Source organism: Bradyrhizobium sp. 6(2017), assembly GCF_011058295.2.
In the GTDB taxonomy this organism is placed as follows: Bacteria; Pseudomonadota; Alphaproteobacteria; order Rhizobiales; family Xanthobacteraceae; genus Bradyrhizobium; species Bradyrhizobium septentrionale.
Genome location: NZ_CP049289.2, coordinates 5,800,241 through 5,813,970, shown reverse-complemented (window position 1 = coordinate 5,813,970; position 13,730 = coordinate 5,800,241). Strand labels below are relative to the sequence as shown.

Genomic DNA, 13,730 nt, shown 5'->3' with positions numbered 1-13,730 from the left:
CGCCTCCGCAGCGCACGCTCCTGGCCGTGCGCCGTCGCAACTTCGTTCTGTGCGGAAACATGCTCGCCGCCTGACGGCGGCGAGTCGCGGCCGGTTAAGCCGGCCGGATCAGGCGCGTGGTGGTTTGAACGGGGAGAGGTGACCGGCTGAAGCCGGCGGCTGCACGCTCGCGTCACTATATGTATGCGGCGCGTACGCGATGGCGATCACAGTATCCTGCGGGATCATGGGGGCGACGTGCGTCAGGCAGTGATCGCAGTGAAGCGAAGCCGGATGAGCAGGAGCCTTATCGCCGGTTTCGCTGCTCGATTGTGCGATCGAGACAGCAGATCCAGTGTCGTCGACACTGTCGCAGGCGCAGGGGTGAAACAGCGACAGCACCAGCGCAAGCGAAATCAGTCCCGCAAGCAGGCTGCGCCAGCGGCGCGATCCTGTTGCGTGAAGGAAAGACTGAATCATGGTGCGCGAAGCGTCCATGGCACCTCATTAGCGCCGCGACCGCGCACATTCAAGTTTGGGTTCGCGACAGATTGGCCGTGGATACTATAACGTTACACGCTATCTGCGGTTCGGCGCATCAGCCAGCGGCGCGCCGCGACGACGGCCCAGATCGCTTCGACCAGGCCCGAACGGCCAGGCGCCTTGCAGGAAACCGTAGGCCGAGCCGAGCGCGCAGGAGACCGCGAAGGCCAGGATGAACCAGGGGCTGCGATCTTCGGCCGCATAGCAGACGAGCATCATGGTCACGGCGAACAAACCGAACAGCGTGAGCGCATCCATCGCGCAGGTGAACCTCGTTATATCGATGTTGATATCTGAGCATGCCTGGGGTGGAATATCCATCCAGCGTCGCCGCCCGGAAGGACTCCCCCATGAAGCGCATGCATGTTCACGTCGCCGTCAAGGACATTTCGCAATCGATCGGCTTCTACTCGGCGCTGTTCGGGGCTGGGCCTACGGTCGTGAAGTCAGACTATGCCAAATGGATGCTCGACGATCCCCGCGTCAACTTCGCGATCTCGAGCCGCGGCCGCGAGCCGGGCCTCGATCACCTCGGCATTCAGGTGGAGAGCGCGGAAGAGCTCGGCGAGGTCTATGGACGGCTGCGCAAGGCAGGCGGCGAGGTCATCGAGCAGGGCCAGACGGTGTGCTGCTATGCCAAGTCGGAGAAGTCGTGGATCGACGATCCCGCCGGGATCGCGTGGGAGACGTTCCATACGACGGGCGAGAGCATCGTCTATGGCGACGGCACCGGCGAGCGAACCGCGCGCGTCGCGCACGAGAAGCCGGGCGAGACACAAAGCGCGTGCTGCGCGCCGCAGCCCCAGATCGCGCCTTCAGAGACATCGAGCTGCTGCCTTTCCTGAACAGAACAATTCGCGTCGATGAATTGCGTCGACGCGTTCGCCGGTCGTGGGTATTCCGTCCGGCCATCGGGTGGGACTTCGGAGCCCGCTGCAATCGGCGGTGGTGGACTTGGCCGACTGCCTATCGCCGCTTGAATGCAGCAGTAGATTCTAGCCGATCTTCGTATGAACGGTTTGAGGCACCTCGCGGGCGCTGACGCACCACGCTACCGCTGTAAGCAAAGGCTTAATGCCTGCTACATAATATCCCGCGATCAACTGCCCCCCGCGCTAACCGCCGGTCAACCATGCGGCTTCTGCCACTCAAGGATCCCGAGCGGTCCTGGCGTCACATCAAGGCACAATGGAGGAAGGACGCTGAAGGCGTCGGTGAGGATTTTTCCACCATCGGAGGCATCACCGCTTTCGAGGCGCTGGCGTCGAGAGAGGGCGACAGCCAGGGGCTGTATCACCTGACCGACGGCGAGCGCGTCCATGCGGTCTGCCAGGTGAGACGTCTCTTGATGAGCAAGTATACCGGGCCGGCGCTCAGTGCGCGGTTCGTCAACGTCTCTCCGATCTATGATCTCGGCCTCACCGATTCCGGCAGTTACGGGCAGATGCTCGTGGCGCTGTTCTCGGGTGTCGTCTGGCTGTCGAGGGATGCGCTGTCGGCCACCCATATCCGTTTTCTTCTGAAGAGCCCGGGCGATTCGCAATTCTTCGCTGCGCTCAAGGTCGCGACGCCATATTCACCGTTCTCGAAATTCACCATCGAGGGGGCGCTGATCGAGTGCAGCCTGAAGGAGGCCGGCGCGGCGTCCGGAGCTGTCTCCTGACGGTGGATCGCTTCTGGTCTGCATTCCTCTTAACCGTCCGATAACTGATTTTCCTAACCGCCCCTTGGGTTGTGTTCCCCTACAAGGGCAGCCGCAAGGGGCGGAAAATGTCGGTTGTCTCCACGAACAGCGCGATGCCGGAATACCGGCGGCTGTCGATCAAAGGTGTGTCGCGCACCACAAGGATGGGCGCCATCCAGTGGCTCGTCTTGAGTGCCGCGCTGCTGGTGCTCGCGATCACGCTTGGCACCGGCTATCTTGCGCTGCAGTTTCGCGAGCGTGCGCTCGAGATGTCCGAACGCGAGCTCAACAACACCGCGCTGTTGCTGTCGCGGCATTTCGACCAGCAGCTTGTCGATCTCCAGCACGTCCACGACGACGTCGTGAATTATTTGCGGGCCGAGCAGGTCGAGACCGCCGATCAGTTCGAAAAGAGCATGTCCCTGCTGAGCGCGCACGAAATGCTGCGCACGCGGCTGGCGACACTGCCGCATGTCGGCGGGCTCAATCTGTTCAATGCCAAGGGATGGCTGATCAACTCGTCTGAGATGTGGCCGGTGCCCGACATCAGCGTCGCGGACCGGCGCTATTTCCAGGAGTTCACCTCGGGACGGCCCACGTCGCCCGTGATCGTCGAGCCGGCGATGAGCAAGGTGACCGGCAACTGGACCACGATCTTTGCGCGCAAGATCACCGGGCGCAATGGCGAGATCATCGGCTTTGCGAGCCGCGGCGTCGAGCCGAGCCATTTCGAGGATTTCGTGGCCTCGCTGGCGCTGAACGGCGACACCGTGATCTCGATCATCCACCGCGACGGTACCATCATCGCGCGCTATCCGCAGGATGCCAGCGTGGTTGGCCGCAACATCGCCGATCAGCCGGCGTTCCGGAAGGTCATCAGTCTTGGCGGCAATCTGTCGGGACGCTTCGTCGGCGCGTCGGGCGACGAAAATGTCGGGGCCGTGAAGTCACTGTCGCACTTTCCGATCCTGATCCTCGCCACCACGCGAACCTCGAGCGCGCTGGAGGACTGGCGTGCCCAGACCAAGCTGCAGTTCTGCGCTGCGGTGCTCGCGGTGCTGATTGTCATCATGACGATCTTCCTGATCGTGCGGCAGCTGCGGCGGCAGCACGACGCGGCTCAGCGCCGGCTGTCCGAGCAGAGCCAGCAGCTCGACACCGCCATCAACACCATGACGCAGGGTCTGCTGCTGTTCGATGACTCGGCGCGGCTCGTGATCTGCAATCAACAATATATCGACATGTTCGGCCTCTCGCCCGACATCGCCAAGCCGGGATGCCATCTGCGCGACCTGATCCTGCATCGCCAGGCGACCGGCTCTTTCGTCGGCGATGTCGATGCGTACTGCGCGCGCTTCATCAACCCGGACAGCGACAAAGTCCAGGACGCTGTGATCACGATCCCGGACGGCCGCAGCATCCATCTGATCTACAAGCGCTCGCCCGACGGGGGCTGGGCCACCACGCTCGAGGACGTCACCGAAGGGCGGCGCGCGCAGGCGCGCATCGAATATCTCGCGCATTACGATGCCCTGACCAATCTGCCGAACCGGACGCTGCTGCAGCGCCACGCGGAAGGGCTGCTGCTCGAGCCGACGGCGCGCGAGTTCGCGATTCTTTATATCGATATCGATGAGTTCAAGCGGATCAATGACACGCTGGGTCATCTGATCGGCGACGAATTCCTCCGGCGCGTTGCCGAAAAGCTGCGCCAATCGGTCGGCTCGGGCGACTTCATCGCGCGGCTCGGCGGCGACGAGTTCGCCATCGTCCAGCGCGACATTGCCTCGGATGACGACGTCAGCGACCTGGTTGCGCGCGTCTATCAGTCGCTGCGCACGCCGTTCGACTGTCTCGGCCATCGGCTGTCGAGCGATGCCAGCATCGGCGTCGCGATCGCACCACGCCACGGCTCCGACCTGTTCGACTTGCTCAAATGCGCCGATCTGGCGATGTACGCCGCCAAGGCGGCCGGTCGCAGGACCTATCGGTTCTTCGACCCGGCGATGGAGAAGCACGCCAATCTGCGTCGGGCGCTGGAGGCCGACTTGCGAACCGCGCTGGCCGACGGCGGCTTCGAGCTGCACTATCAGCCGCTGGTCGATTTGCGCAGCGACGAGGTCACCGGCTGCGAGGCGCTGCTGCGCTGGCGGCACCCGGTGCGCGGCATGATCTCGCCGGCCGAGTTCATACCCCTTGCCGAGGAAACCGGCCTGATCGAGGAGATCGGGCAATGGGTGCTGCACACTGCCTGCACCGAGGCGACGGCCTGGCCCGCGCATGTGCGGCTCGCGGTCAACGTGTCCCCCGTCCAGTTCAAGTCGGAGACGCTGGCGCTGAAGGTCGCGAGCGCGCTCGCCGAGAGCGGGCTCGACCCGCGCAGGCTCGAGCTCGAGATCACCGAGGCGGTGCTGATCGCCGACGACGATGCGGCGCTGGTCACGCTCGGCCAGCTCCGCGCGCTCGGTGTCCACATCGCGCTCGACGATTTCGGCACCGGATACTCGTCGCTGCAATACCTGCAGCGCTTCCCGTTCGACAAGATCAAGATCGACCGCAGCTTCGTCAAGGAAGTCACCCGCAACAGCGGCTCGGCCTCGATCATCCGCGCGGTGGTCTCGATCGCCGCCGACCGCAACATGATCACCACCGCCGAGGGCGTCGAGACCGACCAGCAGCGCGACACCGTGCAGATGCTCGGCTGCACGCAGATGCAGGGCTATTTGTTCAGCAAGCCGGTTCCCGCGCAGGACGTCCGGACGCTGCTCGCAGCCGATGCGGTCGAGGACGCGGCCTAGGTATTTAGTCCCAAGCTTTGATGGTGCATTCTTATCGCACGATTCGAAGGATGCGCTATGGGACAGGTTTTACACGGCTGCGCCACCACGACGGAGGCAATCCGTCGAGCAATACAAGATAGTCAAGAGAGCCTGAGAGCGCTCGCCAGGCGCTACGGGATCAACCAAAAGACCGTCGCGAAGTGGAAGGGGCGCGAGACAGTCGCCGATCTCCCGACAGGCCCAACGGAAGCCAAATCGACCGTGCTTTCCATCGAGGAGGAGGCGATCATTGTTGCTTTCCGGCGGCATACGCTATTGCCGCAATCGACGATTGCCTCTATGCGCTTCAGCCGACCATCCCACATCTGACGCGATCATCCCTGCATCGCTGTCTCCAGCGCCACGGCATCAGTCGATTGCCGGAGGTCGAAGGCAGTAAGCCTCCGAAGAAAAAGTTCAAGGCTTATCCGATCGGCTATTTCCACATCGACATTGCTGAGCTCCAGACCGCTGAAGGCAAGCTCTATCTCTACGTCGCCATCGATCGCACCAGCAAGTTCGCCTTCGTGCAACTGGTCAGGAAGACGGGAAGGACCTCCGCCTCCGCCTTCCTCGAAGCTCTGATCGCGGCTGTGCCCTACAAGATCCATACGGTTCTCACCGACAATGGGATCCAGTTCACCTTCTTGCCGCGCTACGCGGACGGCCCGACGGCAAGATACGTGACACATATGTTCGATATGCGCTGCCAAGAGAATGGCATCGAACATCGGCTGACCAAGATCAAGCATCCCTGGACCAATGGGCAGGTCGAGCGCATGAACCGCACGATCAAGGAAGCGACCGTCCAACGCTATCATTACGATCGACACGATCAGCTCGAAGCACACCTTGCTGACTTCATTAACGCATACAACTACGCTCGGCGGCTGAAGACCCTGAAGGGCCTCACGCCCTACGAATATATCTGCAAAGCCTGGACAAAGGAGCCCGAACGATTCACCCTCAATCCGCTCCAGCAAATGCCGGGACTAAACACCTAGGGCGCCGACTGGCGCCGTCTCCCCAATATTGACGGGAACTGTTTTGCCGGAACCGCGTTCCCTTGCGGGGCTCGACCGGCAGGCGATCAATGAAAACCGCAGCTACGTCCGCGGCCATGCTGCTGTTTGCCTCGTCCATGGCAACCGCAGAGAGTGGCCTTGCGTCCTATTATCACGGCATCGGCAGGAGCGGCGAGATGACCTGTGCGCATCGCAAGCGGCCGTTCGGCAGCATGGTCACGGTGTCCTATCACGGGAAATCAATCCGGTGCCGCGTCAATGATCGCGGCCCGTTCATTCGCGGACGGATCATCGACGTTTCGACCACGGCGGCCCGCGCGCTTGGCATCCTTCAGCTGGGCGTCGCGCATGTGGTGATCGAATAGGGCGCGCCCGAAGGCGGGATCAGGGCTTGGAAGCCCGCTGCTCGGCGATCGCCTTCCTGAGCGTGCGCGACAGCGCCTCGACCGAATAGGGCTTCTGGATCAGCTCGAAGCCGCTATGCGCGTTCTCGGCGAGCACGTTGCTGTAGCCGCTGGTCAGCACCACCGGCAGGCCGGGAAAGCGGTGACGGATCACGCCTGCGAGCTCGACGCCGTTCATACCGGGCATGATCACGTCGGAGAACACGAGGTCAGCGGCGAACTCGTTCTCCGACAGGATCGCGAGTGCCGCGTTGGCATTGGCGGCGCGCTTGACCGAATAGCCGAGATCCTCGAGCAGCTCGGTGGAGAACTGGCCGACATCATCATTGTCCTCCACCACGAGAACGCGATAGCCGCGGCCGATCGAGGTCTGCTCGGTGCCCGCGCTGGCTGCGACCTTGGTGTCGGCCGGGCGCATCGCCTGCGGCAGATAGATGGTGAAGATCGCGCCGTGCCCGGGCGTAGAGGTGACTTCGATGTCGCCGTCGGATTGCTTGACGAAGCCGAAGGCCTGGCTCAATCCGAGGCCCGTTCCCTTGCCGACCTCCTTGGTCGTGAAGAACGGTTCGAAGATCGCGTCGAGATTTTCCGGCGAGATGCCGGTGCCGGTATCCTGGATCGAGACCGTCACGAAATCGCCGCTGCGCGAGGCCTGGCCGCGCAGGGCAGGGATGCTGTTGGCCTTCCTGACTCTGATCGTCATCAGGCCTTCGCCGTTCATCGCGTCGCGGCCGTTGACCGCAAGATTGATCAACGCAGTCTCGAACTGGCCGATATCGGCGATCGCAAAGCAGTCGGGATCGTCGATCCTGATCTCGATGTGGATCCGTCCGCCGACCAGCGGGCGGATCAGCTGGGTCACGCTGTCGACCTGGGTGCCGACATTGAACACTTCGGGATTGAGCGGCTGCCGGCGCGCAAACGCCAATAGCTGGGCGGTCAGCTTGGACGCCCGCTCCACGGTCTCGGCGATCGCGTCGATATAGCGGCGGCGGCGTTCATCCGGCAGCTCGCGGCGGCGCAGGAAGTCGGTCGCCGAGCGAATGATGGTGAGCAGATTGTTGAAGTCGTGCGCGACGCCGCCGGTGAGCTGGCCGACGGCCTCCATCTTCTGCGACTGTCGCAGCGCTTCCTCGCCGCGGCGCCGTTCGGTGATGTCGACCGCCTCCGGCACCGCGCCGACGATCGTGCCGTGCTGGTCGTGCAGCGGCCGCATCGCGAAATCGAAATAGCGCTCGCCCGCCGGCAGGCGCAGTAGCAGCTCGATCTTGACCTCCTCGCCGCGCATTGCGGTCGCGAAGGCATTCTGGATCAGGCGCGGCATGCCGTCGGTCGCGGCGAACCACGGCGTGTCCCAGAACGGCTTGCCGACGACATCGGCGGCATCGGTACCGATGCCGGCGAGCGCAGTCTGGTTGGTGTAGAGCAGGACGCCATCCCGGTTCAGCAGCATCTGGTATTGATGGCTGGTTTCCAGGATCGCGCGGGTCTGGGCTTCGCGGGATTCGAGCTGCGCGGTGCGCTCGAGGATGCGCCGCTCCAGCGACTCGTTGAGCTTGCGCAGCTCGATCTCGGCTTCCTTGGCGGCCGTGATGTCGTGGGCGACGCCGATGAAGCCGATATGCTTGCCGGTCGGGTCCCAGCGCGGTTGCGATTCCGAACGCAGCCAGCGCCAGTCGCCGGCCGCATTGCGGTAGCGCGCCTCGAGCACGAACGGCTTGAGCGAGAGCTCGCCGGTGATCTGCTCTTGCAGGATATTCGGCAGATCATCCGGATGCAGCGCCTTGCGCCAGTCGAACACGACCGCTTCCTCGAATGGCAGGCCGAGGAAATCGAGATAGGCCTGGTTGGCGAAGGAGCGGGTGCGGTCGAGCTTCGTCACCCAGATCGGGACCGGCGCGCTGTCGGCGATCAGGCGGAAGCGTTCCTCGCTCTCGCGCAGGGTCTCCTGCGCCAGCATCTGATCGGTGACGTCGAGATCGGCGCCGACCAGCCGCAGCGCTCGGCCGTTGCGGTCGCGTTCGATCTTGGCGACGACGCGGATCCAGCGGCTCTCGCCGTCGTTCGGGCGGATGATGCGGTATTCGGCCGTGTAGTCCTCGCCGCCGGCCTTGAGCACGCCGAACAGATGCTGGATGGTGCGCTCGCGGTCCTCGGGATGAATGCGCGCAACCCAGTTCTCATAGGTCTCGTTGACCTCTTCGGGCGGCAGCCCGTGCACCAGGAGATATTCGGGAGAGCGGCGGTTGCGCACGCCGTCGCGGAAATCGATCTCGAGCCCGCCGACCCGGGCAATGCGCTGGATCCGCGCCAGCTCGGCCTCGCGCTGCTGGAGCTCGCGATGGGCACGATCGCGTTCGCGCGCGATCTCCTCAAGGTGCTGCCGCAGCCGTTCGGCTGCCGCAGTTTCGGGGAGCACATCAGCGGGATCGGGTGGGGTCATACGCGCCGGCAACCTCTTGGCGCATTTTCACACAGGACAAGGCGGCTTTGCCAGCGTGATTTATCGCGGTCACTTGCTCTTCACTTGGTCTTGGCTTGGTCTTTGGGCGGACGGCAATTATAGGCCCTGCGGAACCCGGCGGCCTGGGCATCCTCCTCGGAGCAGAACCAGCGATCCGGATTGTCGAGGCCGGGGTAACTGCGGCACGCCTGCAGGTGATAGATGCCGACATTGCCGGTGACGCGGGCGCGCACGGCGTACTTGCCCTTGATGTTGCAGCTTGCCGGCATCGGCAGGTCATCGGGGAAGAGCGCATCGCGGATCTGCTTGTCGCGGTCGGCCGGACAGGCGTTGCCGAGCAGGGCGCCGTCCTTCTTGCCGGTCCGGAAATCGCGCGGCGCCACGAAGCAGCCCTTCCAGAGCCCGGCACGATTGTCCCTCGCGGTCGCTTCATCCGGCTTGAATCGGCCAGTGGCCGACGTCTCGACATTGAGCGCGTAGCCCTTCTGGACGAGCAGCTCGCTTAGGCTGGTCGGGTCGCCCTCGATCTTGCAGACGCCGAGGCGGCGCTTCTTGAAGGTGGGGTCGACGCCGATATCGTCGCAATGAATCGGCTTGCCGCCGATCAGCTTGGTGAGCTGGTCGCGCGCCTCGATCCCGCAGCTCCAGACATCGGCATGCTCGTCGATGCAGAGCTGATCGGCGGCCGGCGCGTCGATGCCGTCGAGCCGATAGGTCGTGTTGCCGAGCTGAATGGCGCCGGCATCCTTGATGACCGCTGAGGCGGCGAGGGCGGGGGTTGCAGACAGGCAGGGCGTCGCAGACAGGCCGAGCGTCGCAGACAGGCTGGTCAGGAGAAGCGTCGTGGCGACCGGATTTCGAAACCGCATCATTCTCACTTCAGGGCTTGGGCGTCAGGTTTTGGACGTCAGGGCTTGGGCGTCAGATCTTGATGGCAGGTCTTGGGGCGGGCAGCCGAACTTCTAGCACAGGCCGGCGCGATCCAACCAAGGCCCGTTCGAGAGCGGGCCCGTTCGTGCGAGCCGCGTGCGCGGTGGCATCCGATCAAAGATCCGATTGACTTGATGAGAACAAAATAGGAACATGTTGCGCCAACTGAATCCCGGATACCTCATGATGTCTGCACGGCCCGAATCTGACGACGATGACGGGCTGGAAGCGGCTGTCGATCAGGCCATCTCGGCTTGCGGCGGCAATTTGCGCGCAACCATCCGGGCGCTGATCGTTGCCAATGAATTCCTGGAGAACGAGGTCAGCGAGCTGATGAAAGCCGTGGCGAAGGCGCATTCGCGCGGCCGCTTCAAGACCTATTCGGGCTGAAATACCCCTCAGGCTACCGCCAAGGACTGGCCAAGGACTGGCCAAGCACCGGGCGGGGTCTGCATTAGACCGTTGCCTCCGGGGCAATTTGCTGTACGACGGAGTGGCCAATCGCCCGTGCCGGATTGCGCGGGGAGGATCCTACCCAATAGACAAATTCAAGTCGAAAAAAGCCCAAGCAAGAAGAGCATGTTCAAACGAATCCTGATCGCAAATCGCGGCGAGATCGCCTGCCGGGTCATCAAGACTGCGCGCCGTATGGGGATCGAGACGGTTGCCGTCTATTCCGAGGCCGACCGCGACGCGCTGCATGTCGAGATGGCCGACGAAGCCGTGCTGATCGGCCCGCCCGCCGCGGCCGAGAGCTATCTTTTGATCGACAAGATCGTCGAGGCCTGCCGCAAGACGGGCGCTGAGGCCGTGCATCCCGGCTACGGCTTCCTGTCCGAGCGCGAGGCATTTCCGCGCGCGCTGGAAGCTGCCGGCATCGTGTTCATCGGCCCGAATCCCGGCGCGATCGCCGCGATGGGCGACAAGATCGAATCCAAGAAGGCCGCGGCCAAGGCCAAGGTCTCGACCGTGCCGGGTCATCTCGGCGTCATCGAGGACGACAAGCACGCCGTCCAGATCGCCGACGAGATCGGCTATCCCGTGATGATCAAGGCGTCCGCCGGCGGCGGCGGCAAGGGCATGCGCATCGCGCATTCCAAATCGGAGGTCGCCGAAGGCTTCAACCTCGCCAAGGCGGAGGCGAAGTCGTCGTTCGGTGACGACCGCGTCTTCATCGAGAAGTTCATCACCGATCCCAGGCACATCGAGATCCAGGTGCTCGGCGACAAGCATGGCAACGTGATCTATCTCGGCGAGCGCGAGTGCTCGATCCAGCGCCGCAACCAGAAGGTCATCGAGGAGGCGCCGTCGCCGCTGCTCGACGAGCAGACCCGCCGCAAGATGGGCGAGCAGGCGGTCGCGCTGGCCAAGGCGGTGAACTACGATTCGGCCGGCACCGTGGAATTCGTCGCCGGCCAGGACAAGAGCTTCTATTTCCTGGAGATGAACACCCGCCTGCAGGTCGAGCATCCCGTCACCGAACTGATCACCGGCATCGACCTCGTCGAGCAGATGATCCGCGTCGCGGCCGGCGAGAAGCTCGCGCTCGCGCAGAAGGACGTGACGCTGACCGGCTGGGCGGTGGAGTCCCGCGTCTACGCCGAAGATCCGTTCCGCAACTTCCTGCCGTCGATCGGCCGCTTGGTGAAATACCGTCCGCCGGCCGAGGCCAGCCATGACGGCATCACCATCCGCAACGACACCGGCGTCCAGGAAGGCGGCGAGATCTCGATCCACTACGATCCGATGATCGCCAAGCTCGTCACCCACGCCCCGTCGCGCGCGGCCGCGATCGAGGCGCAGGCGACCGCGCTCGATGCGTTCTACGTCGACGGCATCAGGCACAACATTCCGTTCCTGTCGGCCTTGATGAACCACCCGCGCTGGCGCGAGGGCCGGCTCTCGACCGGGTTCATCGCCGAGGAATTCCCGAAGGGGTTTTCGGCGCGCGCGCCCGAGGGTGAGATCGCGCGGCGGCTGGCCGCGGTCGGTGCTGCGATCGATCACGTGCTGGGCGAACGCAAGCGGCAGATTTCCGGCCAGATGGGTGGCCGCGTGGTGCAGCGTGAGCGCCGCCGCGCGGTGTGGCTCGACCGCGCCGAGATCGCGCTCGACGTCGCGCGCGAGGATGACGCCATCGCGGTGCGCTTCATCGGCGCCGACGGCCTGCCGGGCAATCCGCACAACCTCGTGTCGAGCTGGGCGCCGGGCGAGCCGGTCTGGCAAGGCACCATCGACGGCAATTTTGTCGCCTTGCAGGTGCGGGCCATCAACAACGGCTTCCGGCTCGCGCATCAGGGCTATGAGGTGCCGGTCTACGTCTTCACCGAGACCGAGGCGACGTCGGCGCGGCTGATGCCGGTGACCTCGGCGGCCGACACCGGCAAGAAGCTGCTGTGCCCGATGCCCGGTCTCGTGGTGTCGATCGCGGTGGCCGAGGGCCAGGAGGTCAAGGCCGGCGAGACGCTGGCGGTCGTGGAAGCCATGAAGATGCAGAACGTGCTGCGCGCCGAGCGCGACGGCACGGTCAAGAAGATCCACGCCGCCGCCGGCGCCACGCTCGCGGTCGATGCGCTGATCCTGGAGTTCGCTTAGCAAGAGCAACTGCCTCGTCATTGCGAGCGCAGCGAAGCAATCCATTTCTCCTCACAAACAAGAATGGATTGCTTCGTCGCTTTGCTCCTCGCAATGACGTGGATGGAGAAAACACCATGGCCTTCCGCAAATGCCGCGAAGCACTGCGATCGATTCTGAGTGGGTCAACCTGCATTCGCCCGGGCTCGGTCTATGACGCGACCTCGATCCGGATTGCCGAGGATCTCGGGTTCGAACTCGGCATGTTCGGTGGCTCGGTCGCCTCGCTCGCCGTGCTCGGCGATCCCGATATCGCGCTGATCACGCTGACCGAGTTCGCCGAGCAGATACGCCGGATGTCGCGTGCTTCGAGCCTGCCGGTGCTTGTCGATGCCGACCACGGCTACGGCAATGCGCTCAATGTCCGCCGCACGGTCCGGGAAGTGGAAACCGCAGGTGCCGCCGGCCTCACCATCGAGGACACGCTGCTGCCGCAGGCGTTCGGCCAGGCCAAGACGCAGCTGATCTCGCTCGAGGAAGGCGTCGGCAAGATGAAGGCCGCGCTCGACGGCCGCAGCGATCCGTCGCTCGTGATCCTCGGCCGGACCGGCGCCGTCTCGATCGCTGGTCTCGACGATGCGATTGCACGCGCCAGGGCCTATGAGGCGGTCGGCGTCGACGGCCTGTTCTTCACCGGCATCAAGTCGCGCGGCGAACTGGAGGCGCTTTCGGCCGCGACGACGTTGCCGATCGTGCTCGGCGGCGCGCCGGAGGAGATGACCGCGCTGGATTATCTGACCAGTCAGCGTGTCAGGATCGCGCTGCAGGGCCATGCGCCGTTCGCCGCCGCTACCCAGGCCGTCTACGAGACGCTGAAGGCGCTGCGCGAAGGCACCTCGCCGAAGAACCTCAAAGGCATCGCCTCTCCCGAACTGACCGGCCGCGTGATGCGCGAGGCGGAGACCAAGGCGCGCAGCGGCGAGTTCCTCGGTCTGAAGAAATGAGCGGCGTGATCCGCCACGTCACCATCAGCGGCCGTGTCCAGGGCGTCGGCTACCGCGCCTGGGTCGACGAGCAGGCGACTTCGCGCGGCCTCGAAGGCTGGGTCCGCAACCGCCGCGACGGCGGCGTCGAGGCGGTGTTTGCCGGAGCTGACGACGTCGTCACCGACATGATCGCAGCATGTAACCGCGGTCCGTTCTCTGCGCGCGTCGATGCCGTGCAGGCTACGGCGGTCAATCCCGATCTTTTGAACCAGCGCCGGGCAGGGGAGCGGTTCTCGGTCCTGCCGACGGTCTGAAGCACGTT

11 protein-coding genes and 2 pseudogenes are annotated in these 13,730 nt (G+C 64.2%); 9 read left to right on the top strand and 4 right to left on the bottom strand.

Annotated elements, in window-relative coordinates:
• Positions 1–108: 108 nt before the first annotated feature.
• The gene (locus G6P99_RS27345) at positions 109–477 is read right to left on the bottom strand and encodes a hypothetical protein (protein ID WP_156928642.1); all 369 of its coding nucleotides are present in this window, start codon (positions 475–477) and stop codon (positions 109–111) included.
• Positions 478–551: 74 nt separating this feature from the next.
• A pseudogene (locus G6P99_RS27340) lies at positions 552–780 on the bottom strand (hypothetical protein).
• A gap of 92 nt (positions 781–872) precedes the next feature.
• Here G6P99_RS27340 and G6P99_RS27335 point away from each other — a divergent pair.
• The 5 genes and pseudogenes from G6P99_RS27335 (at position 873) to G6P99_RS27315 (ending at position 6,415) form a co-directional block, all read left to right on the top strand.
• Entirely contained in the window at positions 873–1,367 is a 495-nt protein-coding gene (locus G6P99_RS27335; RefSeq protein WP_029081661.1) for an ArsI/CadI family heavy metal resistance metalloenzyme, read from the top strand.
• Positions 1,368–1,654: 287 nt separating this feature from the next.
• Positions 1,655–2,185, top strand: a complete 531-nt coding sequence (locus G6P99_RS27330) for a hypothetical protein (protein ID WP_165124022.1) — start codon at positions 1,655–1,657, stop codon at positions 2,183–2,185.
• A 107-nt stretch (positions 2,186–2,292) separates the two neighbouring features.
• A complete protein-coding gene (locus G6P99_RS27325; protein WP_165124019.1) occupies positions 2,293–5,004 on the top strand; it encodes a bifunctional diguanylate cyclase/phosphodiesterase in 2,712 nt (903 codons plus the stop codon).
• 57 nt (positions 5,005–5,061) lie between these two features.
• Positions 5,062–6,029 (top strand): annotated as a pseudogene (locus G6P99_RS27320) (IS481 family transposase).
• A gap of 89 nt (positions 6,030–6,118) precedes the next feature.
• On the top strand, positions 6,119–6,415 hold the full coding sequence (locus tag G6P99_RS27315) for a septal ring lytic transglycosylase RlpA family protein (protein WP_029083244.1): 297 nt from the start codon (positions 6,119–6,121) through the stop codon (positions 6,413–6,415).
• A gap of 19 nt (positions 6,416–6,434) precedes the next feature.
• Here the strand turns inward: G6P99_RS27315 and G6P99_RS27310 are convergent, their stop codons facing one another.
• Both G6P99_RS27310 and G6P99_RS27305 read right to left on the bottom strand, forming a co-directional pair.
• On the bottom strand, positions 6,435–8,897 hold the full coding sequence (locus G6P99_RS27310) for a hybrid sensor histidine kinase/response regulator (protein ID WP_165124016.1): 2,463 nt from the start codon (positions 8,895–8,897) through the stop codon (positions 6,435–6,437).
• An 80-nt stretch (positions 8,898–8,977) separates the two neighbouring features.
• A complete protein-coding gene (locus tag G6P99_RS27305; RefSeq protein WP_029083246.1) occupies positions 8,978–9,787 on the bottom strand; it encodes a thermonuclease family protein in 810 nt (269 codons plus the stop codon).
• 244 nt (positions 9,788–10,031) lie between these two features.
• Here G6P99_RS27305 and G6P99_RS27300 point away from each other — a divergent pair, with 244 nt between their 5' ends.
• The 4 genes from G6P99_RS27300 (at position 10,032) to G6P99_RS27285 (ending at position 13,722) form a co-directional block, all read left to right on the top strand.
• Positions 10,032–10,238, top strand: coding sequence for a hypothetical protein (locus G6P99_RS27300; protein ID WP_016840474.1), 207 nt, complete (start codon positions 10,032–10,034; stop codon positions 10,236–10,238).
• A gap of 189 nt (positions 10,239–10,427) precedes the next feature.
• Positions 10,428–12,443: an acetyl-CoA carboxylase biotin carboxylase subunit gene (locus G6P99_RS27295; RefSeq protein ID WP_165124013.1), complete on the top strand. Its 2,016-nt coding sequence runs from the start codon at positions 10,428–10,430 to the stop codon at positions 12,441–12,443.
• A 116-nt stretch (positions 12,444–12,559) separates the two neighbouring features.
• Positions 12,560–13,426, top strand: coding sequence for an isocitrate lyase/PEP mutase family protein (locus G6P99_RS27290; RefSeq protein WP_029083248.1), 867 nt, complete (start codon positions 12,560–12,562; stop codon positions 13,424–13,426).
• Entirely contained in the window at positions 13,423–13,722 is a 300-nt protein-coding gene (locus G6P99_RS27285; RefSeq protein ID WP_029083249.1) for an acylphosphatase, read from the top strand. The genes G6P99_RS27290 and G6P99_RS27285 overlap by 4 nt, the downstream gene beginning before the upstream one ends.
• The last annotated feature ends 8 nt before the right edge of the window (positions 13,723–13,730 follow it).

Bases quoted from the DNA above. Each gene is read 5' to 3' on its own strand.
- G6P99_RS27330 (WP_165124022.1), top strand. From the start codon at position 1,655: ATGCGGCTTCTGCCACTCAAGGATCCCGAGCGGTCCTGGCGTCACATC.
- G6P99_RS27335 (WP_029081661.1), top strand. From the start codon at position 873: ATGAAGCGCATGCATGTTCACGTCGCCGTCAAGGACATTTCGCAATCG.
- G6P99_RS27305 (WP_029083246.1), bottom strand. From the start codon at position 9,787: ATGCGGTTTCGAAATCCGGTCGCCACGACGCTTCTCCTGACCAGCCTG.
- G6P99_RS27290 (WP_029083248.1), top strand. From the start codon at position 12,560: ATGGCCTTCCGCAAATGCCGCGAAGCACTGCGATCGATTCTGAGTGGG.
- G6P99_RS27285 (WP_029083249.1), top strand. From the start codon at position 13,423: ATGAGCGGCGTGATCCGCCACGTCACCATCAGCGGCCGTGTCCAGGGC.
- G6P99_RS27315 (WP_029083244.1), top strand. From the start codon at position 6,119: ATGAAAACCGCAGCTACGTCCGCGGCCATGCTGCTGTTTGCCTCGTCC.
- G6P99_RS27295 (WP_165124013.1), top strand. From the start codon at position 10,428: ATGTTCAAACGAATCCTGATCGCAAATCGCGGCGAGATCGCCTGCCGG.
- G6P99_RS27310 (WP_165124016.1), bottom strand. From the start codon at position 8,897: ATGACCCCACCCGATCCCGCTGATGTGCTCCCCGAAACTGCGGCAGCC.
- G6P99_RS27325 (WP_165124019.1), top strand. From the start codon at position 2,293: ATGTCGGTTGTCTCCACGAACAGCGCGATGCCGGAATACCGGCGGCTG.
- G6P99_RS27300 (WP_016840474.1), top strand. From the start codon at position 10,032: ATGATGTCTGCACGGCCCGAATCTGACGACGATGACGGGCTGGAAGCG.
- G6P99_RS27345 (WP_156928642.1), bottom strand. From the start codon at position 477: ATGGACGCTTCGCGCACCATGATTCAGTCTTTCCTTCACGCAACAGGA.